We start from the raw sequence: 20,824 nt of genomic DNA, 5'->3' as shown, positions 1-20,824 counted from the left end.
ATTGCATGGATCTGGACCAACGCCAGTTGCGCGCATTCCTTGCCGTGGCCGAAACGGGCAGCCTTGGGCGGGCGGCTGCGCTTGTCCACCTGACGCAGCCGTCGCTCAGCCGGGTGATACAGCGCATGGAGCAGGGGCTTGGGGCGCGCCTGTTCGAACGGCAGAGCAAGGGCATGACGCTGACCACTGCGGGTGAGGCGCTGCTGCCGCACGCGCGCCTGCTGGAATCCGAAATGCTGGCGGCGCGCGCCGAACTTGACGCCTTGCGGGGCCTACGCCGTGGCACGGTGCGGATCGGAGCAGTTGCCGCCGTCATGCGCACGCTGGTGGCGCGGTCACTCGGCAGTTTTCTGCAGGACTTTCCGCAACTCACCGCCGAAGCGATCGAGGCGGTGGACGGCGAACTGGGCGATGCGCTGCTCAGCCGGCGGATAGACCTTGCCGTGACGGCAAGCCCGCTTGACCCGGCGGATTTCGAACTGATCGGCACCTGCGATTATTCCGATGAGTTTGCGGTGTTCTGTGCCCATTCGCACCCATTGCCATCGCAGCCCGCCCTGGCCGATCTGGCCGGGCAGGGGTGGGTGATGCCGGGCAAGGCGATGACCCCGCGCATCCAGTTTGAGGCGATTTGCGCTGATCTGGGACTGGTGCTGCCAGCGATCGTTGTGGAAACATCATCGGTGGAGGCGATGATTGCCATCAGTGCGAACAGCGCGCTGCTGTGCTGGCTGCCCCAGCCCATCCTTGCCGCGCACGTGGCGGCGGGAACCATGCGCAAGCTGGATGTGCCTGCGATGGAGCGGGTCCGGCGGTTCCTGCTCTACCGCAGACGGTCGGGCCTGTTGCCCGCTGCCGCGCGGCAATTCCTCGATTATTTTCCGCTGCGCGTGAGCAGTTGACGACAGGCCCGGATCGCAGGGACACTCGCGCACACACGTGAGAGGACGTTTGCGACATGGCGAAAGTGGTAATTGTCGGGGCCGGGGCGATGGGGTGCCTTCTGGCGGCCAGACTGGCGCTGGGCGGGCAGGAGGTGACCGTCGTCGACGTTGACGCGCAAAGGCTGGCCCTGATCGCGCGCGAAGGCATCCACCTGCATGATGACGGCGGCGATCACATGGCGAATGTTGGCGCTTCGCTGGCGGCAGACGTGGCTGGCCCTGCCGATCTGGTGATCCTGATGACCAAGGGAATGCACAGCGCGGCGGCCATCCGGTCGGTCGCCCATCTGGACGACGGGCAATGCCTTGTGCTGACATTGCAGAACGGCCTCGGCAATGTTGAGGCGATTGCGGATGTGTTTGATAAAACCTGTATTCTGTGGGGTGTGACCGATTTTCCGGCAGACCTTGAAGGGCCAAACGCCGTGGCTTCGCACGGGCAGGGGCACATCTGGCTGGGCGGAAGCAGCGCGGCGGCGCACGCCCATGCTGGGATGGTCATCGACTGGCTGAATACTGGCGCGCTGAACGCCGTTGCCGACGCGAATGTGCAATCCGCCGTGTGGGAAAAGGTTGCGTTCAACGCCGCGCTGAACGCGCTTTCGACCATAACCGGATTGCCGGTTGGCGGGCTGGACACCCCCGAGGGACGCCGCATTGCCATGCAGGTGATCGACGAAACCATCGCCACAGCCGCCGCACTGGGCATTTCGATGGACCGCAACCGCCTGATCGCGAAGACCGATTTCGCGCTGGCCAACCACCGCACGCACAAGCCATCGATGCTGCAGGACCGCCTTGGCGGACGCCCTACCGAGATCGAATCGATCAACGGTGCGATAGAACGGTTTGCGGTTCAGGCCGGGGTTGAAGTGCCGACAACGCGGCTGCTGGCCGATCTGGTGAGGTTGGGAGATCCCGAAGCCCTGGCATCTGGCCGCACGGCCAACAAGGATTTAATAGTCTGAAAAAACTGAACATTTTCAGAACGATCAAACCCGCGCGATGCTGCTGCCGTTTTGGCAGAAACAAGGCTTCTGTCAGGCAGAATTCGTTCCTGGCAGCGAGATCCAGAATGTCGTGCCATGCCCCGCTTCGCTCACAAAGCCGATCTGACCCTGCATGAGAGTGACAAGTTCGCGTGCGATTGCGAGGCCGAGGCCGCTGCCACCCTTGACCTTTGCATCACTATCCCGCGCCTGTTCGAACCTGTTGAATATTCGGGAGTGGAATTCCTTGGGTATCCCGCAACCTGTGTCGCTGACGCGAAGGATCACGCGATCTTCCTCTATCCCTGCTGACAGCGTCACGGTCGCTTCGGGTGGCGAAAACTTGATGGCGTTGGAGACGAGGTTCGAAAGAACCTGCTGCAACCGGTTGGCGTCAGCCAGAAGTATCGGGGCTGGGCAGGGAATATCGCCTGCCAGCCCGATATTATGGGCGGCGGCAAAGCCACTGTTGGCCTCCATCGCTTCGTGCAATTGCAAACCTGCATCAAGCGGCACGGGATTGAGCGCAATCGCCCCGTCCGCAAGGCGGCTGAGATCCAGCACATCGTTGATCAACCCGGCGAGGCGTTTGCTGTTGTCCCGGGCGATACGAACAAGGCGCCGTGCGTTTTCCGGCAGATCGTCGGCAAAACGATCGAGCAGGCCAAGCGCCCCCATGATCGAAGTCACGGGCGTGCGCAGCTCGTGACTGGTTGCAGCGAGGAATTCGTCTTTCATGCGGTCAAGCGCTCGATGTCGCTCTTCCAACACACTGCTGTCGAGGCGCATCTCGATGAGATCCACGACCAGTCTTGCGAGCCTTTCGAGAGTAGCGCGGTCCCGTTCACCAAGCTTCCTCGGCCGGTGATCGATCAGGCACAACGTTCCCGGAACAAGGCCATCTTTCAATCGCAGTGGCGCCCCGGCATAGAAGCGGATCGACGGGTGGCCGATGACCAGTGGGTTGTCGGCAAAGCGTGCGTCGGCCAGTGCATCTTCGACCACGAAGAGATCATTCCCAAGGATGGCATGTGCACAGAACGAGACTTCGCGAGGGGTCTGGTCGGCGTCCAGACCGACGTTTCCCTTGAAGCATTGCAGATCGGCACCGACGATTGAAACGAGGCTGATCGGCACGTCAAAGGCATTGGCCGCCAGTTGCACCGCGTGATCGAACCCGGGTTCGCGGCCTGGATCATCAAGCTGATAGCGAGCGATCGCCTGGAGGCGTATGGCCTCGTTATCAGGAAGGCCTGCCGAGATCATTGCTGCGGTCCTTTTGCCACGGCTTCGTTCAGGGCGAGGACAAGGGCGGCTACGGCCGGGTCGTCTGGTGAAACGCCCTCGATGGCGTCGACCTTTGCTGCGGCAGTGCCCACGCGCCCGTATCCGAGCGTGGCGGCAACCCCGGCCAGTTTGTGGGCCTCTGCGCGGAGGAGGAGTGAGGACTGCTCGATCGGGAGTTGCGCAGCATCTCGCAAAGATTCCAGCGCCTTTTCCATGCGGGTGCAGAACCGCGCGCGGATATCAGCGAGTATGTCGTCCGGATCGCCCGCGTTCATGGCACGAAGGCCCGGCATTGTCCGGCGAGTGTCATCACGTCGAAAGGCTTTGCCAGCACGCCAGCAGCGCCCGAAGCAAGCAGGCTCTCGACATCCTTGGCCGAAGTACGGGCGGTGATGAAGACGACCGGGACGTGATCGAGGCGGCTGTTCTGTCGCAGAAGACGCAATGTAGCCGGACCATCGAGATCGGGCATCATGAAATCCAGAAGGATCAAGCGCGGCAACCATTGCCCGACGAGAGCTATGGCATCATTGCCGGAACTGCAGGTGCGCACTTCAAGATCGGGATCGAGCGACAGCGCCATTTCGGCGATCTCACGGATGTCTGGATCATCGTCCACGTAAAGGATGGGTATGGTCATGCGTCAGTCCTGCTCGGTGGGCTGCTTCTTGCCAGTCGATCAACGGTCCGCACGAGGTGGTCAATCGGCGTATGCGACTTGGTGAAGAAGGCCTGGACCTTCTGGGCCACTTCAGGGTCCGCATCCTGCGCGGAAAAAATGATAACGGGTAGTGGGCCGTTGGGTGCCTTTGCCAGATCTCCAAGGAGGGCAAGGCCTGACCCGTCAGTCAGTCCAAGGTCAAGAATGGCAAGATCAAGTTCGGTTCGGGCGATGGTTGCGCGGGCCTTCTCCACGCTTGGCGCGGCAAAAAGGGTCGCCTTGCCCTCGAATGCGGCTTCGACCAACCTCACGATATCGGGGTCATCCTCGGCATGAAGCACCCGAGGCAGCCGGGCCGAACCCCGGCGATCGAGCGGCAGCGTGCCCAGCACCCGGTTCACCGCCTGCACGACCTGATCAATCGAAAGCGGCTTCTGCAGCCAGTCTTCGATCTGCAGAACCTTGGCCGAAAGGGCATCACCATCGGTTTCAGCCGAAATCATAAGGATCGGTGTGGTAACGGCGTGCTCTTCGCGCAGTTCGCGAACGAGAGCCATTCCACCATCGCCCGGCAGATCAACGTCGACGAGGATAACCGCAAAGGCAGCACCTTCGAGTGAAGCCAGTGCAGCTTTGCCAGATGGCGCGATCCGGCATTGCAGGCCATTCTCTCCGATCATCTGCGCAAGGGCGCGAGCCACCCCGGGATCGTGTTCGCACAGCAGCACGACGGGGGCTGGTTCATTGCCCTGCTCACGCATCGCGGGAAGGACAACACAGAAGGTCGAGCCTCTGCCAGGTTCGGTATCGACGGTGATCTTGCCACCCAGTCGCTGCACGATCTCGTTGACGATGGCGAGGCCGAGGCCAGTCCCTTGTTTCTGGCGGGCATCGGAGGAATCGGCCTGTGCAAAGCGCTGGAACATCCTGCCGGCAAATTCGGGGGAAATACCGCTGCCGTTGTCGATCACGCTGACCACATGTGCCGTGCGCCCACGTTCGACCCTGACCTCGACTGATCCACCCTGCGATGAAAACTTTGCGGCATTGGAAATCAGATTGGCCAGCACCTGCATCAGGCGATCGGCATCAGCCCAGACCGGCGTGGGTTGCGGTGCAACAGTGAGCAGGAGTTCGACGCCAAAGCGATCAGCATAGGCCTTGTTGGCAACGACAGCCTGTGCCGCGATCTCACCGAGATCCAATCGCTTGTTGTTGAAGGTCATCTTCCCGGCATCGAGCTTCTCGATATCGAGAATATCGTTGATGAGCCGCACCAGCCGTTCGGAATTGTTGTGTGCGATATCGACCAGACGCGATGCGCGATCGGGAAGGGTGCCGCCTGCTCCGTTGGATAGCAAGCCAAGCGACCCTGCAATCGAGGTGAGTGGTGTGCGCAATTCATGGCTCACGCTTGCCACGAATTCCGCCTTCATCCGCTCGACCTTCTTGCGCTCGCTCATGTCGCGCACGACGGCCACATAATGCATACCATCCGCAAGCAAGACCGCGCTGATGGCAACATCGGCCAGAAGCGGAGATCCATCCTTGCAACGGCCGGGAATCTCCTGAAGCGTTCCAGGTGTTCCGTCCTGAAGGTTCATCTGCCGCAACAGGGTTGCAACCTGGCCGACCGGCGGCGGTGTGGCGAAGAGCATACCCACATCGCGCCGCAACAATTCCTCTTCGACATAGCCGAACATGGTTGCTGCAGTTCGATTGACGGATTCGATCGACCCACTGGGGTTGAGAATGATAATCCCGTCCATTGCAGCATCGAGAATGGCTTTCCGTCTGCGGGAAAGGTCAATGACGGCATCAAGCGCCTGCGCCCTGCTTCTGGTAGCTCTGGCAATGGCCACCGCAGCCACGACAAGCAGGATCAGCAGCACGCCCAGAATGGCAAGTGCGGTAGCTTCAAGCCGGTTGCGGGCGCCTGTCGACTTTTGCGAAAGAAGATCAAGGCGGTTTTTCTCGGCCTGCTGCAGGTGGGCAATTTCGGCGCGAAGCGCGTCCATCGCCCGCTTGCCATCTCCCGATCGGACGCGCGCAAGGGCTTCGGGCATCCTGTTCGAGCCTGCGAGTCTGATCGTCTCCTGAACGAACTCCCGCTTGGCAACGGAAAGGCGGCGAAGATGTGGAATGACCGTTTCGGTCCCGCGACTGCGTTCAAGTCGGCTCAGCCTGTCAAGTTCGCCGTCAATCGCGGGTTCGGCTGCGATGTAAGGGTCGAGAAAGCCCTTCTGCTGCGTAAGAACATACCCCCGCGAGGCGGTTTCCAGATCCTGATGCAACGAGAGAACGCGTTCGAGTTGCAGGCGGCGCGCGTAGGATTGCTCGACTTCGTAACGCAGTTCGTCGGCCTGCCCTGCCTGACTGACCAGAAGAATCGCGACGGCGATGATCGCAACCGGCACTGCAATCAGCAGACTGATGAAAATATGCCGCGGCCGCCCTGGTTCCAGCGACGGTACCATGCCGGGAAAAAGCTCCCCCTTCATCGCGCACCACCGGTCAAAGCATCGCAATGGCGCGTTCGATTGCCCAAAGCAGGCCTTGCGGTTCGCCAGCCGATACCGACGCGGGGTTTGCGGAGCAGAGTGATCATCTGCTTGCAATCTTGCATAAAATTATGAAATTCAAATAAAAATGATTCCCTACCGACTGGCGTGACGCCACTGCGGTTGTGGCTCGGAGTTGTGCTATCCATGAACACCCTTCCACCCGTACGGATTGCGCGTCCGCTCGAGGTGCTTCTTGTCGATGATGACGATCTTTTCCTGGACCTCACCTCGATTGAATTGGGGCGGCTTGGGTGCGAAGTGCATGGTGTGAGCGACCCACAGGACGCGCTGCAGGTTTTGGCGAACCGCGATTTCGACGCAATCATCACCGATTGGCAAATGCCGGGCATGGATGGCATCGAACTTGTTCGCCGCGTCCGCAACGCAGGATCTGCCGATCGTTTCCGCTACGTGGTGCTGACGACGGCCCGGGCTGACCCGGATACTGCACAAGCAGCGCTTGAGGCTGGGGCGGACGATGTTCTGTTCAAACCGCTTGACCGGCTGCAGGTCGAACTGACAATCGCCTCGATCAATCGGACCGTGGAACTGCAACGCCGCCTCCACCGCCACAACCGGCATCTCAAGGCCGCTCACCAGCGGACGCGAGAGGCGTTTCGCAGGATCGAGGCGGACATTGCCGCGGCCGCGCAGCTGCACCGCGGCCTGCTTCCGATTCCTACTGAGCGCGACCGCTTCGACTTTGCCTGGAGCTACATTCCAGCCAGCAACCTTGGCGGCGATTCAATAGGTTTCGTAACTCTTAGAAACGGAGCTACCCTGTTCTTCCTCATCGACGTGCGAGGGCATGGGGTTCCGGCTTCGCTCGCATCGTTCCACGTTCATCACCGGCTCGTGCAACTTGCACCCGAGACACCGGACGCATTGGAACGGGCAATCGTACAATTGAACGACGAAATGGTCGGCCAGCCGGAAGATACATATTGCACCCTGATCTGCGGCCTGCTGGCAGCAGATGGCACACAAGCGCATTTCGTTCGCGCCGGACATCCGCAACCCATCATTATTCAGGGCAAGCACGCGCGCGAGCTTGCCCTCTCGGGAGGCTTCCCGCTCGGCTGGTTCGCAGGACAGACCTATTCGGCGGAACCAGTGGACCTTGCGCATGAAGCAACGCTGATGGTCTATTCTGACGGGCTTACCGATTGCCTTGATGGCGATGGTGTGCCGATGGAAGTAGGGGGGCTGCAACGCGTGCTTGAATCCGGCGACCACGACAGCCCTGTAACAAGGATCAACTTGCTGGAAAATCACCTGCGCGCGCTGCAACCGCGTGAGGGGTTCAGCGATGACATTTCTGTGCTGGCGCTTAGGCGAAAGCCGTAGGGGGAGATTGGCAATTGATTACGGTTCATCATCTAGAAGACATCGTTGAAATTACGCTGGGTGGCCCGCGCGTTGACTCGGTCGTCGCTCCGCATCTGAAGGTGGAACTGGAGCAAGCAGTGATCAATGCCCCCAGAAAGATCGTGCTCGATCTTGCCGCGGTAGACTTCATGGACAGTACCGGCCTTGGCGTGTTCGTGTCGCTGTTGAAGAAGCTGGGGCCGAATGGTGCCATCGCGGTTACAGGCGTCCAACCCGCCGTATTGCGCTTGTTCCAGCTGACGCGGCTCGATAGCCTGTTCCGCATCGTGGATGACATTCCTGCGGCAAGAGCGCTTGTGCGTGGCTGACGTCTCGTGCTCATGCGAGGCGACGTTCGAGGGTGTGCGGCGGCTGGCAGAACACCTCCGCGCATGGTGCGAAGAGACGGGCCTGCCGGACGACGCTTGCATGGACCTTGAACTTGCACTGGTCGAAGCTGGCAACAACGTCGTCCGTCACGGCTATGGAGAAGACAGGAACGGCAGCCTGAAGCTGGAAATCAATACTGTGCCGGGGGGCGTCGAACTTGTCCTGATCGATCAGGGAACCCCTATCCCTTCGGCTCGACTCCACCCCATTCAACGCCCGGCCTTTGATAGTGAAAGCGGCCGCGGGCTGGCGCTGATCGCGGATTGCACAGATCGTATCGGCTATACCCAAGATCGCGAAGGCAACCGCCTCGTACTCTTCAAGGCTCTTCCCTGACGCAATCATGACAGGCCTGCGCCGGTCTGCTCGCCAGCTTTTGGTCGTCGAGATGAACGAGCACAAGTCCTGCGCCTGCCAGTGCCAGCGCCATCAGGATGTGGCTACGCCCTTTCCGTAATCCGATCCGCCAGTTCATGCCTCGAAATCCGGTTTCCACATTGCCGCCCGCACCATGATAGACATCGCAAGGATGTTGTTCAGCCCCCAAAGTCCGTTGGCGACAAGACCGCCGACGGTATAGCTGCCAATTCCCATAACCAGCGCCGTCGCTGCCCACGCAAAGGCCAAAACTGTTGCGATCATCACGGCAAGCTGCGGATAGACAAGATGCAGAAAATTGCCGGTTTGCCGCTCCTTTGGCGTGACCGGAAACTTGATCTTCTGCTTGTTCAGAACCGCCCACAACGCACGAAGCGAGATAGGGAAGGACGCAAGGTAGCTGACTTTGCCCTTGTATCCTGAAAGTCCCCAGGTTCCGAACATGAACGCTATTTCGTTTACGATCAGGAATGGCAATGCGTGTGCAAAGAAGTCTCTGGTGTAGGCCGAAACTGGCGTTACGCCAAATACCAGATAGATAAGCGGAGCAATCAGGAACAGGCAGTTCCAAACCGCGCCAAGATACGACCAGAACGTCGTCAGATACATAAGGCGTTGCCCCAGCGACATGCCGCGCGCGGTCAGCGGGTTGTCGTGAAACAGAATGTCGAGGCTTCCACCGGCATACTTGAAACGCTGGATAGTCCAGGTCAGCAGATCCTGCGGGCTGAGCATCTTCGATTCCACATCGGGATGCAGCACAGATTTCCATCGCCGCGATTGATCCTGATGCAACACGATCGAAGTGTAGATGTCTTCCGAAACATGGAACTTGTAAGGCGTCAGTTCCTGCTCCTGGGCGGCCTGCCACAAGGCCAGCGCCTGCTTTTCAGGTTCCTGCTTGCGACCAATCATACGCAGCAGCTTTGATCGCGTATCGTGCGATGCCTTGTGGACTGCATCGGCATAGGCCTTCAACGCAACGAACATCACCGCCTCGCGCCGGTGGATGGACGCGGCACCGCAGCAGAATGCGGCGTTCCACGGATTACGACGACGCTGGATCACGTCATAGAACATGCCAGGATCATTTACGAAGGGGTCTTCGCCGACGCGGATCTCGCCGAACAGACCTTCAATGACCCGACCGATCAAACCGCCAGGAGCACCGGCTTTCCGCCTGAGAAATACGGTGAGCGTTTCACCTTCGGGCAAATCGTAGAACCATTGCGGAGTCTGGACAAAAGCCACATCGGGATCACGGAAATAGCCTAGCGTCCGCTCCAGCAAAGTTGGAAACGGGCGCGTGTCGGCATCACAGATAACGATGAAATCGCCACTGGTCTGTTCCATCGCATTGCGCAGGTTCCCCGCCTTGAACCCTTCGTTCGTCGCCCGACTGATGTAGTTCACTTCTTCCTGTTCGGCGACAAGGCGCATACTCGACCGTCGGCCATCATCAAGGACGTGCACGTTCAGCGCGATGGGGTGAGGATAGTGGATGGCCTTGGCGTCGCGGATGGAAAGGCGGACGAGTTCTTCGTCCTCGTTGTAGGTGGCGATGAACACATCAACGCTGATCGCACGATCAACCTGCGGGCGTTCCGCAAGACAATCGGACAGGTACTGTGGCGGAGGGCGGCGCGGGTAGTCCCGCGTTTTCCACAGGTTCAGCGAAAACAGAACAAGGCCGATCCACGCGCATGTTTCCGCCACGACCAGCGGGATCGCAAACCATACCGCGTCCCAGTTGATCGACGAGGTCCATCGCCAGCCAATGTACCACGCGCCCAATGCGATGTTCAGCACAGCAAGCGCCTGCCACAAAAGCTCGATCGGCCGTGAAACGGGCAAGGGGTCTGGCGGGCGACGATCTTCGAACCGCGCAAAGTAGAATTCGCTGGCGGCTTCGGCAACGGCAGGGGGGGTGGCCATGATGTTCATTCCGCTGCCAGCGCCGGGAGCAAGCAGTCTCCCTCTATCGCCGCCTTTATCGCACGGCGGGACGAAAATAATGTACCGGCGTTTTTGAACAGTATGGTTTCGAGCACTACCGCATTCGTCGCGGATGAGCGTGTCCATTCATAGGCGCCCGAACTTTCGTACCGCCCCTCGTACCAACCGGCCCCCGGATCGTAGAGAGTGCTCAAGGTGCTCATCAATTGCGGAGCCTGTCCATCACCATGAAGAGCTGTAAGGAGGAACCCGGTGCGGGTTGAAACCAGCGCAAGCTCAGGATGGGATCTGCCATCCTCTCCGGTCGTGCTCCAAGTGAAGCCACCTGCAAGCACGGCGTCGGTCACCGCATAGGGGGCACTGGTACGACGATAATCGCCGCGCGCGGTCACCAGATTGCTGCGTTTCCATCGGCGCGTCTGGACCTGCCAGAGCCGCTCTTCCATAGCGCGTGCTGGTGCAAGTTCCCGCCCCTGCGGCGTCTTCCAACCAAACTCGATGCCGAGCAGGGCGTAGGGAGCGGTCTGCACTGGCGAGCGGTCAGAAAGGCTGAAGTCCTCGCCCTCAATGTTAACGCGATCCTCCTGCGCCGGGCTGGAAGGTAGCGCGACGCTCTCGCCCCAGGCCAGAAAGCCCTGAGCTGCATAGAGAGCTGCACCGCTTTCTGCTTCGGCAGCATTGAGCAGACCCTGACCGGAAGGCAGCGCACTGCGAAGATGTCCCCCCTCATCCACGGCACGGCAGGTCTTCCAGCGGGAAAGCGCGCGCACGACGAAAGGCTCGTACTGGGGGTAGCGATCAACCAGGACGCGCAGCCATACAAGGAGCCGGCCCGTTTCGACCGAAGACCAGCCAGGGTCCACACCGGAACGCGGCGGATCAATCAGTCCGCCGTCGCGCGTGCTGTAGAATCGCGCCGGCATTTCGCCATTGGACAGCGGCATGGTGGAAAGAAACGTCAGTGCGGAACTGATGCTATCGTCGAATTCGCGGCGATCGATCAGGTGCAGCCGGTCGGCGGCTATGGCTGCGGCTATCTGATCGCCAATGGCCGACGGCGTGGTAAATCCGGCTCCAGCGATGGCCTCTACCACTCCTGTCGCGCCAGAACGGGTCGATCGAAAATATGCCCATGCCGCCTTGCCCCGCGCCTCATCGCTGGGGCCGGGGCTGACATAGCCCGTGGTTTCCTTGACCAGCGAACGCGCAACTACCCCGCATCCGCCAAGCAGGGCCGTAATTGCAAGGCCTGTCAGGAGGCGAACTGTTGCTCTGTGCTTCATATCAAAACCCGTGGTTCCAACTAATGGAAATGCCGCCATCCCTGAATCTACCGCTCCGCGGCGATCGCGTTCGACCAGGAAAGCGGTTGCCGGAATAGTTTGCATACTGGATGGAAAACCGGTTCGAACGGTAATCGAACAGGCCGAACGAATAAGTATAATCGGGATCCCACGGCTGCTGACCGTGGGCGTAGGCAAAGAGATTCACGTCAACAAAGAGGCGGTCGGTAAACGGATAGCGGCAACCCAGATTCGCCGAAGTTTTCCATTTCCCGCTGCTGCCATCTTCGCGATCGAACCGTGGCGAGGTGTTGAGGCCAATACGGCAATTTATCTGACGCCCTTCTTCGACAAGGAACAGCCTTGCCAATCGCGAAGGCATTGGTGCCTTCCAGCCAAGGGATACCGTGCCGTGACCCAGCGGTGTGACCGGATTCCCCTGTCGGGGGCTGAACCGGTTGTTCGCGTAGTTCGAATAGACGAGGCTGAAAGTATAGGGATGCCAATCGTCATAACCGAAGCTGTAGGTGAAATCAGGATTCCACGGCGCACGACGATCAGGCTGAAGATAACTGTAGATGGTCGTCTGCGCGAACCAGTAGCCAACCGGCTGATAGCGCAACGTTACGTTGACAACCGCGCTGGCACTGTTGAGCGCACCGGTTGTCTGTGCCCCTGCCTGTTCCGAGGCGAGAGGAATTCCGATCGTTGGCGTCACCGTCAACCCATCAAGCAGGTTGGCGAAATCCGAATCGTGCTTTCGGCGCAGAAGTTGATCGACTGGAAACGCGAAAGAACTGTTGATCCCGTCCAGCACCGGATCTCGCGATGCTTCGGCTGGCGGGGGTGGACCTGTATCGGATTGTGGATCGGGCACTTGTGCAAGCACTGGAGAACAAGTCCCCAGAAGGCTCGCCACATTCGCCACGACGCTTCGCAGTGCCAAGAATCTCTCCGGTTGCACGGTTGGCCCCAGATTGTATGTCATTGAATTAGTTAAATCGACATGCATTTGTCAGGTTTTGGCGACGAAACATTGAAAGGATGCGAGGGTGATCGGAATGAAGCAGCGGTTCGGCGTTTTTCTGTCCGTCGGCCTCGCACTGCTCTCAGCGAACTGCGCGGCCAGCAAAGCCGCCAACATTGCCTCCTCCAAGATGGATAGCGATCCTGTTGTCGCCGGCTCGGTAACCAGCACGCCCAAAGAGGCTGGCGCCGCTCATCCCGGTCGTAATGGGCCACTGCAACCCGAAGAGCGCCGTCTGGCTGAAGCCGCGTGGCGGTACATCGTGAACAACACGCAGGCTGAAACGGGGCTGGTCAATGCTGCCGACAGCTATCCGTCGACTACCATGTGGGACACTGCATCTGCCATCGGCGCGATTGTTTCGGCTGAAGGTCTGGGGCTGATCACGCGCGAAGAGGCATCGTCGCGCCTTGCGCCAATACTCGATACGCTGGCGCGAATTCCGCTTTTCAGAGGAATCTGCCCCAACAAGGCATACAATACCATTACTGCGCAGCCCGTTACCTATAGCAACCAGCCAGGCGAAATCGGTTGTTCGGCACTGGACGTGGGCCGTGCGTTGTTCTGGATGCGCGTCGTCCAACAGCGACACCCCGAACTTGCGGGCAAGGCCGAGGCCGCTGTTGCGCACTGGAAGCCCGGCAACCTTGTGCGCGACGGAAGCCTCTATGGCACGGCACCGAAAGGCGAAAAGGAATTCGAGTATCTGCAGGAAGGACGACTTGGTTACGAGGAATACGGTGCCAAGGCGTTCCGGCTGTGGGGGTTCGATGCCGCCAAGGCAGCCCGAGCCGAACCTTACGGCCTGATCTCGCTCTACGGCGTGCGCTTACCCTATGATGCGCGCGATCCACGCTCGACAGGGGCGCACAACTATGTCGTGACCGAGAGCTACGTGCTGGATGGGATCGAATATGGGTGGGATGAGCATGATGACACATCGAGCGGTCCGTTCGAGCATACCTCTGGCTGGATCGCGCGCGCTGCGGAACGGATATACGAGGTACAAAAACGCCGGTTCGAGCGCACCGGCATCCTGACTGCACGCACGGAGCATCAGCTCGCGGGTGCTCCGTACTTCGTCTATGACACAGTCTATTCGGACGGGATGCCTTGGGCAACGATCACCGACACCGGCGAAGTGCATCCCGAAGCCTCGGCGGTCGCGCTCAAGGGGGCGATCGGACTTTGGGTGTTGTGGCAGACAGACTATACAGACAGACTGTTTGCTGCGGTCAAGGATGCCTATGACCCGGCAAAGGGCATCTACGAAGGACTGCTCGAAAAGGATGGCAGCCGGATCGCCGCGTTCACGGCCAACAACAACGGGATCATTCTGGAAAGCTTGCTCTATAAGCTTGAAGGAAAGATCCTGCGGCCAACTGCGGCATCCACGCCGGTTTCCACGATTTCGAGCGCGACATTTCGCAGGCCGGCGGCCGGTGCGATGCCGAGGGTTGCCGCGCCAGTCGCCGCGCCTTCACCCGTACCATCCAAACAGGTGGAAATTGCCGCTGAGGCTCCGTGGCCGACACTTGGCGATGAGGCAATGGGCCGGGTGGCATGGACCTATTTCGTCAACAACACGCAAGGAACGACGGGGCTGGTCAATGCGGTCGACGGTTATCCGTCTACCACGATGTGGGATGCCGCATCCGGCATTGGCGCGGTGGTCGCGGCAGAAGGGCTTGGGCTGATCGGACGCGACGAAGCCGAGAGGCGCTTGCGCAAGGCGCTGGACACATTCGGCTCCATCAAGCTGTTTGCAGGCCTGTGTCCCAACAAGGTTTATGATACGCGCACCGCACGGCCTACGAACTATTCCAACCAACCGGCGGAAATCGGCTGTTCAGCGATCGATATCGGGCGGATGCTGATCTGGTTACGGATCGCTGGAAACCGCTATCCGCACCTGTCAGAAAAGATCGCTGAGGTCGTGCGCTACTGGAAGGTTTCCGGACTGGTGCGCGATGGCGAGCTTTACGGCGTTCACCGGAGCGGACGACAGGCACCGCAATTCCTCCAGGAAGGTCGGCTGGGATACGAGGAGTATTCCGCGCGCGGCTTTGCCTTGTGGGGTATGGACATTAGCCGCGCCGCAGCGCCCGAGCCTTGTGAAATCGTGCGCGTAGAAGGTGTGCCGATCATGGAGGACAAGCGCGGCGGCAAGGGCGAAGAAGGCATCAACGCGGTCGTCACAGAGAATCACATTCTCGATCTGATCGAGGTCGGCGGTAGCGATCCTTCGCAACCCTGGCACGTAGCACAATGGAGCAGGACGCAGGGCAACAACATCGTTCTGGCACAACGCAAGCGGTTCGAGCGAACGGGAATCCTCACCGCCAGAACCGAGCATCAGTTGGATGAAGCACCCAATTTTGTGTACGATGCTGTTCTTTCCCAAGGAACTGCGTTTGCCACGCAGGACGTGAACGGCAAACCGGTGGGCAAAGCCGCCGCCATCGCGACCAAGGCGGCAATTGGCATCGCCGCCCTATGGCCGGATGCATACGGGAACCGCCTTCTGGCCGAAGTGAGGGAATTGTTCGATCCAAAGCGTGGTTTTTTCGAAGGCCGTCTGGAAGCAGGGGAACTGATCCGCGCGCGCACGGCGAACACCAATGGCATACTCCTCGCAATCCTGCTGTATCGACGGGCGGGGAGCATCCTGGCATGGTCCCTTGGCACACCACAGCAGTAAGGGGCCACGCCCAGCGCGGCTATCGCGGGATTATTGCGAAAAGGAACCGAAACCTGATCATGGTCCATAGCGTAGCCAGAACGGCCAGGATCATGACCGTGTTTATCCAGACGGTGCTTGGCGAATAACCGACGGGTCCGTCGAAACGCCCCGGCATCTGGTCAATCATCAAGATAAACGCCACATGGCTGAGGAAGACGTACAAGCTTGCCTGACCCAAGCGTCCGAGAATTGCGGCAATCGCAGCCATTACTTTTGGGGGTAGCGCGCCAAGGAAAAGATATAGGCTGACGACAAAGGCCGGTGCGCTGAACAACCTGCCCGGTGCAACGGAATTCTTGTCAAAAAGTACGGCATACAAACTTCGGTAGGTCTCCTCATCGACAAGCGCCAGACGAGTCCCCGGTGGAAAGTTGGGATTTGCCGTGGCTTGGGCCAAAATCAGAAATGCCGTCGCTGTTGTACAGGTGGCAACGAGCGCGATCCGCCGCAGCTTCTCGTGCTTTGCAAACCATGCGAAAATTGCTTCGCGGTGCCAGCCCAGCATGAGCGCAAGAAAGAAGTAGATCTGCCATCCCATCACGGGGAAACCCCGCTCGAACCCTGCCTCAGAAAGGGGCAGCCGGGTGAAGCGATAAGATACCCATATGGCTGATGTGAAGAGAAGGCAGGCCAATGTATGCTCCCGTCGCAGCAACATCAGGACAAATGGAGTGATGGTCAGGAGCATCATGTACAAGCCCAGAACTTGAAGTTGATGCGGCCCCACGCGCAAGAAGAGAACATCGTGGATGACGGAAAACCAGCTGGAATTGGCAGGCGGCAGAAGCGGATAGATGTTTCCGAAAACCCGATCGGTGAATGTCGCCAAAGCTGTGAGATCCAGACCTGAGTATCGATGCAAGACGATGACTATGCCCGTCGCAACGCAGGAAGAAATGTACAGTACGCCAGCGCGTCGCCAGATTTTCAGCGTTGATTTGGTGGCTCCGTCGGGTGAAGCCAGCACCTTCCGATGAATAGTCCCCATCAGATAACTTGAAACCAGAACAAAGATTTCCGCGCCTGAAACAAACCCGAGACGCTCCCAGAACACCATATGGAACCAAGAGAAAGCTTCGATATGCGCGACGACCAAGCTTACACAGGCAAATCCGCGCAGGACGTCGATTCGTAAATCTCGCGAGCATGTGCCAGTGGTTCTGGAGATATCCATGTCCAGGCATAATCCTGTTGGGTTCACGGTCCGAACAGCATTAACGTAGTCACGCTGGCGGAACCACAACGAGTTGCATCGGGAAGCCCAGGGCGCGGGGCAGGGGACATGCAAGAATTACCCTGCCAATGGCGCTTTCCGCACAATCCGGATCAATGTGGATTTCCTTCCCACCTGCACTGTTGTGGCGATGTACGATAGCCTTGCCGATCATGCGGCCTAACCTTGCCGGGCAACAACCAAAAAAAGGGAAGCCAGTCTCGACAATACCTGAAGTGCCCAAACTGATAATTCTTCACTGAAGATTCAGCACTTAGCGGCAGAAAGCTCCGGAATGGAGGAGTGCTGCCGCGATGAAGAAACTTGCCGCAATTGCTGTCGCGCTGACGCTGCTGGGGTGTAGCGAAAGCCCGCAGGAACGCGCTGACCGCGCTCGCAAAGCATTTTTGACCCACGATTATCGGGCAGCGCAAGTAGATCTGGCCGCAGCCTTGGCAAGCAGTCCGGATGATCCGGCGCTGCTTGAGCTTCATGCGCGAAATGCACTGGCAATGGGCGATGGAATTGCCGCCGATGCTTCTCTGAACAGGATTGTCCAGACGCGGCGCCCCGCAGATTTCGGGTTGCTGATGGCAGAAGCATGGCTGCTTCGAAACGGTGCGGATGAAGCCCTGGCCGTGTTGGGATCGGATGCATCACCGCCCGCGCAGCGACTGCGTGCTTTGGCTTTGCTCGGCAAGGATGATCGGGAGGGCGCCGCGCAGGCATTTGCCACGGGCGCACAGGGTCAGGCAGATGCGCGACTTCTTGCGGACTTTGCCCGTTTCAGTCTGATGAACGGTAACGCCCGGCAGGCACGCGATCTTGTGAACCGGGCAAAAGCTGCCGACCCTGACCTCATCGATACTCGACTGTCCGATGCCGAAGTTTCGACGGCGGAAGGGCGCCTTGCCGAGGCGCTTGCTGCATATGATGGCGCAGTAAAGGCATATCCCGGCAATCTCGCTGCGCTTTCCGGCAAGGCAGCGGTGCTGGGCGATCTTGGGCGCACCAAAGAGATGGAGGAAGTGCTGGCCAGTCTGGCCGATGTACGCGGTGGTGCAAAAGTGGCTTACCTTCAGGCTCAAAGCGCTGCCGGACGCAAGGACTGGAAGACCGTGCGCAGCGTTCTGCAGGCCAATGAAAAGGCACTGTCAGGCAATGATGAGGCAAATATCCTTTATGCTCAGTCCCTTGTAGCGCTTGGTCAACCGGAGCAGGCGCGCGCACGGCTGCAGCCGCTGCTGACCCGCAATCCGCAAAGCCTGCTGATTCGCCGAGAATTGGGCAAGGCGCAACTGGCCTCGGGAGATGGCGCTGGCGCATTGGAAACGCTGCGCCCGTTCAGCAATGTCTTGACCGCCGATCCGGCAGATCTCCGCCTTCTGGCACGGGCTGCGACAGTTTCCGGTGATCCCAATGCTGTGCGTTTGGCCGAAAAGGCGCGCTATCCTACACCGCAAGCGCTGGCGGCGACGCTGGCCGAGGCAGACACTGCGATGCGGAGCGAAAATTGGGCCAATGCCATTGTGGCCTATGAGCGCATTCTGGCGGTTACGGATGGGCGCAATCCATTGGTGCTGAACAACATGGCCGTGGCGCAAGGCAAGGTGGGCAATACGCGCGTAGCAATAGAGTTCGGCGACAAGGCGTTGAAGTATGCGCCGGGGAATGCTTCGGTGATGGATACGTTGGGCTGGCTGCTGGTGCAAAGCGGGGCAGATCGGAAACGGGGGCTTGCCCTGCTCACGGAGGCGGCACAGAAGGCCCCGGACAACGCCACAATCCGTGAGCATTTGCACGAAGCGACGAAAGGTTGACGATGTAGGGGCTAAAGGCCCCTACATCGTCCAAATTTCAAGCGGCGAAGGCCCTTGCCGTCGATGTGCGACGACGAGCCAACGCGAGGCCGATCAGGCCAGCGCCAAGCAAGCCCAGCATACCCGGCTCAGGCACGGGGGTGCCACCGGTAGAGCCACCAGTACTTGTGGAACTGATGGTGCCTTCCCCGCTGGCAGACGTGATGTTGGGAACACCCGAGATCGACTGATACCGGACGTAGAAATCGCTTAAAGTCAGCGCGCTGACCGGAGATGAAAAGCTCAGCGTGAACGCGCCGGTGCCACTTTGTCCCAGCGTAAGGCCGCCGCTGCCGCCCCCGGCGCAGCTACCGGTCGATGCATCCTTGAAGCAGACGTCCACGGTGCCGATCCCATTGGGATAGGTTGAGGAAAGCGTCGTGTAGGCAAATGCACCCGTGCTGGTTGCAGAGCTGATGGTGGGATCAGTGTTGAAGGCAAAGCTGGAAATGCGTGAATCCGTCACCGGGGCCGAGCTGGTGTTCGCAACGCTATAATCGAACGTGTAATCGTTACCCGACACGCCAGTGAGTGTGAACGTGGTTGAACCGGTCAGACCAGTGATCGCAGTCCCATCGGAAAAGCCATCGTAGTTGAGCGAGAAGCTCTTGCCGATGTCGGTCGATCCAAGAGTGATCGAATCCGCGAACGCCGGACCGGCAAACGCGAGCGAGGCAGAAGCTGCAATTCCCGTAAGCAATTTCAAGGCGTTCATGGGTCGTCCCCCTGTCTGGATATGGTTGACAGAAGGTTGAGCAAATCCCGTGCCAATGCCAGATAACCGCCAATATGGATGATTAATGAATTTATGTTCGTAAATTTTTCCGACGTTTTTGAGGGAAAAACTACGCCCGGATTGCAAGGAGCGATCCGGGCGTAACCTTCAAACAGGACAACCGAAATATGCCTATTTTGAGGATGCTTCCTGACTTGCGGCAGCGTCCTTGATCTGGCCTTCTCCCATCGCGGAAACCAGTGCGTTGCCGCTGCCCGAGAAATTTGCGGCCGGAAGGGTCGCCGTAGCGCCATCAACCTTCACCAGCAGCGCCTGAACCCGGCCCTGACCATCGGCAATCACACCGCGCACCTTGCCAAGACGATCGCCGTCCGGGCCAAGTATGCGCATTCCCTTGCTGACTTCAAAGTTCGCATCACCCGCTGCGGCAAGGCTTCCGGCTGCAGCCAATTGACCTGCGGCACCCGAAAAAAGACCACTGCCACTGGTTGTTCCACCAATATTGCCATTGGCGTTGCCTGCTGCCTGGCCTGCCGCACCGGCAGTGCTGCGGCCTGCATTTGCAGCACCTTGCGCGATGCCGCGCGTGGTCGCCAAGGCGCTACCGGTGGTCTGGCGCACGGCATCCGTCCCGATCAACTGCGCATCTACGCTACCGTTGGCGCTGCCCGAAGCGCTTCCCGAACCAGTGCCGGAAATCATCCGGGTGGGAGTTGAAGCGGTTTGGGCAACGCTCCCCGTCACGCCGGCATCGGCGCTGCGATCGGCGTGGACTGCACCGCTCTTGCGGTTGACGCTCTGGCTGCCGGTGCTGTTGGCCGTGGAGTTGACAGTGCCGCGCGTGGCCGACCCGACCGTATCCATCGGCGAACCGATGGTGCCGATGCTGCCTGCGCCGCCCAGTGTACCGCCAAGCGTGCCGCCGATGCCGCCACCGCCAATAAGCTGTGCGTGCGCAGGCATTGCCGTGAGGAGAAGGGCCGTGGTTGTTGCGAGGAGAATTTTCATGGGAAATTTCCTTTCATTCTTTCGCGGCGGGAATGTCTTCGTGCCGCTCGAGAAAGGAAACGGATGGCCTTTCCGGTTTAATCCATCGCGGGCGAAAATTATTTCGTACGGCGGCACGATCCGCAGATCAGGCCCCGGCCAAATACAGGATCAGGGCCTTTTCGGCCAAGATCAACCGCCTCGCTATCGAGTGCCACCCGCCATCTTGCACCGTTGCTGGCCAGCGCCCGCGCAGCCCTTGCTGCGACGAGCGGGGTTGCGAACGAAGTGCCCCGAACCGGTTTCCATTGCCCTGCAGCATTTGCTGCCAGCAGGTTGGCACCGGGCGCGGCGTAGTCCAGATGAAGTGCCCGCCCGGCTTCGATCAAAGCACGATTGCGGCCATCGACGGCTGTCACGGCAAGTACGCCGGGATAAG

General features: G+C 59.6%; 18 protein-coding genes and 1 pseudogene. 7 read left to right on the top strand and 12 right to left on the bottom strand.

What is annotated here, in order from left to right; translation table 11 throughout:
- The first annotated feature begins 5 nt into the window (after positions 1–5).
- Together ACOVQ0_RS04520 and ACOVQ0_RS04515 are read left to right on the top strand one after the other, a co-directional pair.
- Positions 6–902 (top strand): LysR family transcriptional regulator, encoded by an 897-nt coding sequence (locus tag ACOVQ0_RS04520; RefSeq protein ID WP_421880654.1) that lies wholly within the window; start codon positions 6–8, stop codon positions 900–902.
- A gap of 56 nt (positions 903–958) precedes the next feature.
- Positions 959–1,912: a ketopantoate reductase family protein gene (locus ACOVQ0_RS04515; protein ID WP_421880651.1), complete on the top strand. Its 954-nt coding sequence runs from the start codon at positions 959–961 to the stop codon at positions 1,910–1,912.
- A 72-nt stretch (positions 1,913–1,984) separates the two neighbouring features.
- On the opposite strand, the gene ACOVQ0_RS04510 is transcribed toward ACOVQ0_RS04515, so the two are convergent.
- The 5 genes and pseudogenes from ACOVQ0_RS04510 to ACOVQ0_RS04490 all read right to left on the bottom strand — a co-directional run.
- Positions 1,985–3,199, bottom strand: a complete 1,215-nt coding sequence (locus ACOVQ0_RS04510; protein WP_421880649.1) for a sensor histidine kinase — start codon at positions 3,197–3,199, stop codon at positions 1,985–1,987.
- Positions 3,196–3,495: an Hpt domain-containing protein gene (locus ACOVQ0_RS04505; protein ID WP_421880646.1), complete on the bottom strand. Its 300-nt coding sequence runs from the start codon at positions 3,493–3,495 to the stop codon at positions 3,196–3,198. The genes ACOVQ0_RS04510 and ACOVQ0_RS04505 overlap by 4 nt, the downstream gene beginning before the upstream one ends.
- Positions 3,492–3,860, bottom strand: a complete 369-nt coding sequence (locus ACOVQ0_RS04500; protein ID WP_421880644.1) for a response regulator — start codon at positions 3,858–3,860, stop codon at positions 3,492–3,494. Before ACOVQ0_RS04500 ends, ACOVQ0_RS04505 begins: the two co-directional genes overlap by 4 nt.
- Positions 3,857–5,899 carry an ATP-binding protein gene (locus ACOVQ0_RS04495; RefSeq protein ID WP_421880678.1) on the bottom strand — a complete coding sequence of 681 codons (2,043 nt, stop codon included), beginning with the start codon at positions 5,897–5,899 and terminating at the stop codon, positions 3,857–3,859. The genes ACOVQ0_RS04500 and ACOVQ0_RS04495 overlap by 4 nt, the downstream gene beginning before the upstream one ends.
- Positions 5,900–6,358 (bottom strand): annotated as a pseudogene (locus ACOVQ0_RS04490) (CHASE3 domain-containing protein); the annotation flags it as partial.
- Between the two features lie 273 nt (positions 6,359–6,631).
- Here ACOVQ0_RS04490 and ACOVQ0_RS04485 point away from each other — a divergent pair.
- From ACOVQ0_RS04485 to ACOVQ0_RS04475, 3 genes are read left to right on the top strand one after another with little or no spacing between them, the layout of a single operon-like run.
- Entirely contained in the window at positions 6,632–7,792 is a 1,161-nt protein-coding gene (locus tag ACOVQ0_RS04485) for a PP2C family protein-serine/threonine phosphatase (RefSeq protein WP_421880641.1), read from the top strand.
- A 14-nt stretch (positions 7,793–7,806) separates the two neighbouring features.
- Positions 7,807–8,142, top strand: a complete 336-nt coding sequence (locus ACOVQ0_RS04480; protein ID WP_421880639.1) for an STAS domain-containing protein — start codon at positions 7,807–7,809, stop codon at positions 8,140–8,142.
- Positions 8,135–8,539 (top strand): ATP-binding protein, encoded by a 405-nt coding sequence (locus ACOVQ0_RS04475; protein WP_421880636.1) that lies wholly within the window; start codon positions 8,135–8,137, stop codon positions 8,537–8,539. The genes ACOVQ0_RS04480 and ACOVQ0_RS04475 overlap by 8 nt, the downstream gene beginning before the upstream one ends.
- Before the next feature lie 135 nt (positions 8,540–8,674).
- Here the strand turns inward: ACOVQ0_RS04475 and ACOVQ0_RS04470 are convergent, their stop codons facing one another.
- Genes ACOVQ0_RS04470 through ACOVQ0_RS04460 form a run of 3 tightly spaced genes read right to left on the bottom strand, consistent with a single transcriptional unit; the run spans position 8,675 to position 12,832 of the window.
- A complete protein-coding gene (locus ACOVQ0_RS04470; RefSeq protein WP_421880633.1) occupies positions 8,675–10,516 on the bottom strand; it encodes a glycosyltransferase family 2 protein in 1,842 nt (613 codons plus the stop codon).
- Between the two features lie 5 nt (positions 10,517–10,521).
- Positions 10,522–11,820, bottom strand: a complete 1,299-nt coding sequence (locus tag ACOVQ0_RS04465) for a DUF3131 domain-containing protein (protein WP_421880630.1) — start codon at positions 11,818–11,820, stop codon at positions 10,522–10,524.
- A 1-nt stretch (position 11,821) separates the two neighbouring features.
- Entirely contained in the window at positions 11,822–12,832 is a 1,011-nt protein-coding gene (locus ACOVQ0_RS04460) for a hypothetical protein (protein WP_421880628.1), read from the bottom strand.
- 49 nt (positions 12,833–12,881) lie between these two features.
- On the opposite strand from ACOVQ0_RS04460, the gene ACOVQ0_RS04455 reads away from it, so the two are divergent.
- Positions 12,882–15,548: a DUF3131 domain-containing protein gene (locus ACOVQ0_RS04455; RefSeq protein WP_421880626.1), complete on the top strand. Its 2,667-nt coding sequence runs from the start codon at positions 12,882–12,884 to the stop codon at positions 15,546–15,548.
- A 19-nt stretch (positions 15,549–15,567) separates the two neighbouring features.
- Here the strand turns inward: ACOVQ0_RS04455 and opgC are convergent, their stop codons facing one another.
- Entirely contained in the window at positions 15,568–16,764 is a 1,197-nt protein-coding gene (gene opgC, locus ACOVQ0_RS04450) for an OpgC domain-containing protein (RefSeq protein WP_421880623.1), read from the bottom strand.
- A 353-nt stretch (positions 16,765–17,117) separates the two neighbouring features.
- Here opgC and ACOVQ0_RS04445 point away from each other — a divergent pair, with 353 nt between their 5' ends.
- Complete coding sequence (locus ACOVQ0_RS04445) at positions 17,118–18,623, top strand: tetratricopeptide repeat protein (RefSeq protein ID WP_421880620.1); 1,506 nt, start codon at positions 17,118–17,120, stop codon at positions 18,621–18,623.
- A gap of 37 nt (positions 18,624–18,660) precedes the next feature.
- On the opposite strand, the gene ACOVQ0_RS04440 is transcribed toward ACOVQ0_RS04445, so the two are convergent.
- The 3 genes from ACOVQ0_RS04440 to ACOVQ0_RS04430 form a co-directional block, all read right to left on the bottom strand.
- A complete protein-coding gene (locus ACOVQ0_RS04440) occupies positions 18,661–19,377 on the bottom strand; it encodes a cistern family PEP-CTERM protein (RefSeq protein ID WP_421880618.1) in 717 nt (238 codons plus the stop codon).
- A 192-nt stretch (positions 19,378–19,569) separates the two neighbouring features.
- The gene (locus ACOVQ0_RS04435) at positions 19,570–20,406 is read right to left on the bottom strand and encodes a hypothetical protein (RefSeq protein ID WP_421880615.1); all 837 of its coding nucleotides are present in this window, start codon (positions 20,404–20,406) and stop codon (positions 19,570–19,572) included.
- A gap of 98 nt (positions 20,407–20,504) precedes the next feature.
- Positions 20,505–20,824, bottom strand: a 320-nt coding sequence (locus tag ACOVQ0_RS04430; RefSeq protein ID WP_421880612.1) for a S8 family serine peptidase, incomplete at its 5' end; no start/stop codon positions are given.

Source organism: Novosphingobium sp., assembly GCF_049240505.1.
GTDB lineage: Bacteria > Pseudomonadota > Alphaproteobacteria > Sphingomonadales > Sphingomonadaceae > Novosphingobium.
This window is presented reverse-complemented; position numbering and strand designations above follow the sequence as displayed.

Bases quoted from the DNA above. Each gene is read 5' to 3' on its own strand.
- ACOVQ0_RS04495 (WP_421880678.1), bottom strand. From the start codon at position 5,899: ATGGACGCGCTTCGCGCCGAAATTGCCCACCTGCAGCAGGCCGAGAAA.
- ACOVQ0_RS04455 (WP_421880626.1), top strand. From the start codon at position 12,882: ATGAAGCAGCGGTTCGGCGTTTTTCTGTCCGTCGGCCTCGCACTGCTC.
- ACOVQ0_RS04465 (WP_421880630.1), bottom strand. From the start codon at position 11,820: ATGAAGCACAGAGCAACAGTTCGCCTCCTGACAGGCCTTGCAATTACG.
- ACOVQ0_RS04510 (WP_421880649.1), bottom strand. From the start codon at position 3,199: ATGATCTCGGCAGGCCTTCCTGATAACGAGGCCATACGCCTCCAGGCG.
- ACOVQ0_RS04435 (WP_421880615.1), bottom strand. From the start codon at position 20,406: ATGAAAATTCTCCTCGCAACAACCACGGCCCTTCTCCTCACGGCAATG.
- opgC (WP_421880623.1), bottom strand. From the start codon at position 16,764: ATGGATATCTCCAGAACCACTGGCACATGCTCGCGAGATTTACGAATC.
- ACOVQ0_RS04505 (WP_421880646.1), bottom strand. From the start codon at position 3,495: ATGAACGCGGGCGATCCGGACGACATACTCGCTGATATCCGCGCGCGG.
- ACOVQ0_RS04515 (WP_421880651.1), top strand. From the start codon at position 959: ATGGCGAAAGTGGTAATTGTCGGGGCCGGGGCGATGGGGTGCCTTCTG.
- ACOVQ0_RS04440 (WP_421880618.1), bottom strand. From the start codon at position 19,377: ATGAACGCCTTGAAATTGCTTACGGGAATTGCAGCTTCTGCCTCGCTC.
- ACOVQ0_RS04445 (WP_421880620.1), top strand. From the start codon at position 17,118: ATGAAGAAACTTGCCGCAATTGCTGTCGCGCTGACGCTGCTGGGGTGT.
- ACOVQ0_RS04520 (WP_421880654.1), top strand. From the start codon at position 6: ATGGATCTGGACCAACGCCAGTTGCGCGCATTCCTTGCCGTGGCCGAA.
- ACOVQ0_RS04500 (WP_421880644.1), bottom strand. From the start codon at position 3,860: ATGACCATACCCATCCTTTACGTGGACGATGATCCAGACATCCGTGAG.
- ACOVQ0_RS04460 (WP_421880628.1), bottom strand. From the start codon at position 12,832: ATGCATGTCGATTTAACTAATTCAATGACATACAATCTGGGGCCAACC.
- ACOVQ0_RS04470 (WP_421880633.1), bottom strand. From the start codon at position 10,516: ATGGCCACCCCCCCTGCCGTTGCCGAAGCCGCCAGCGAATTCTACTTT.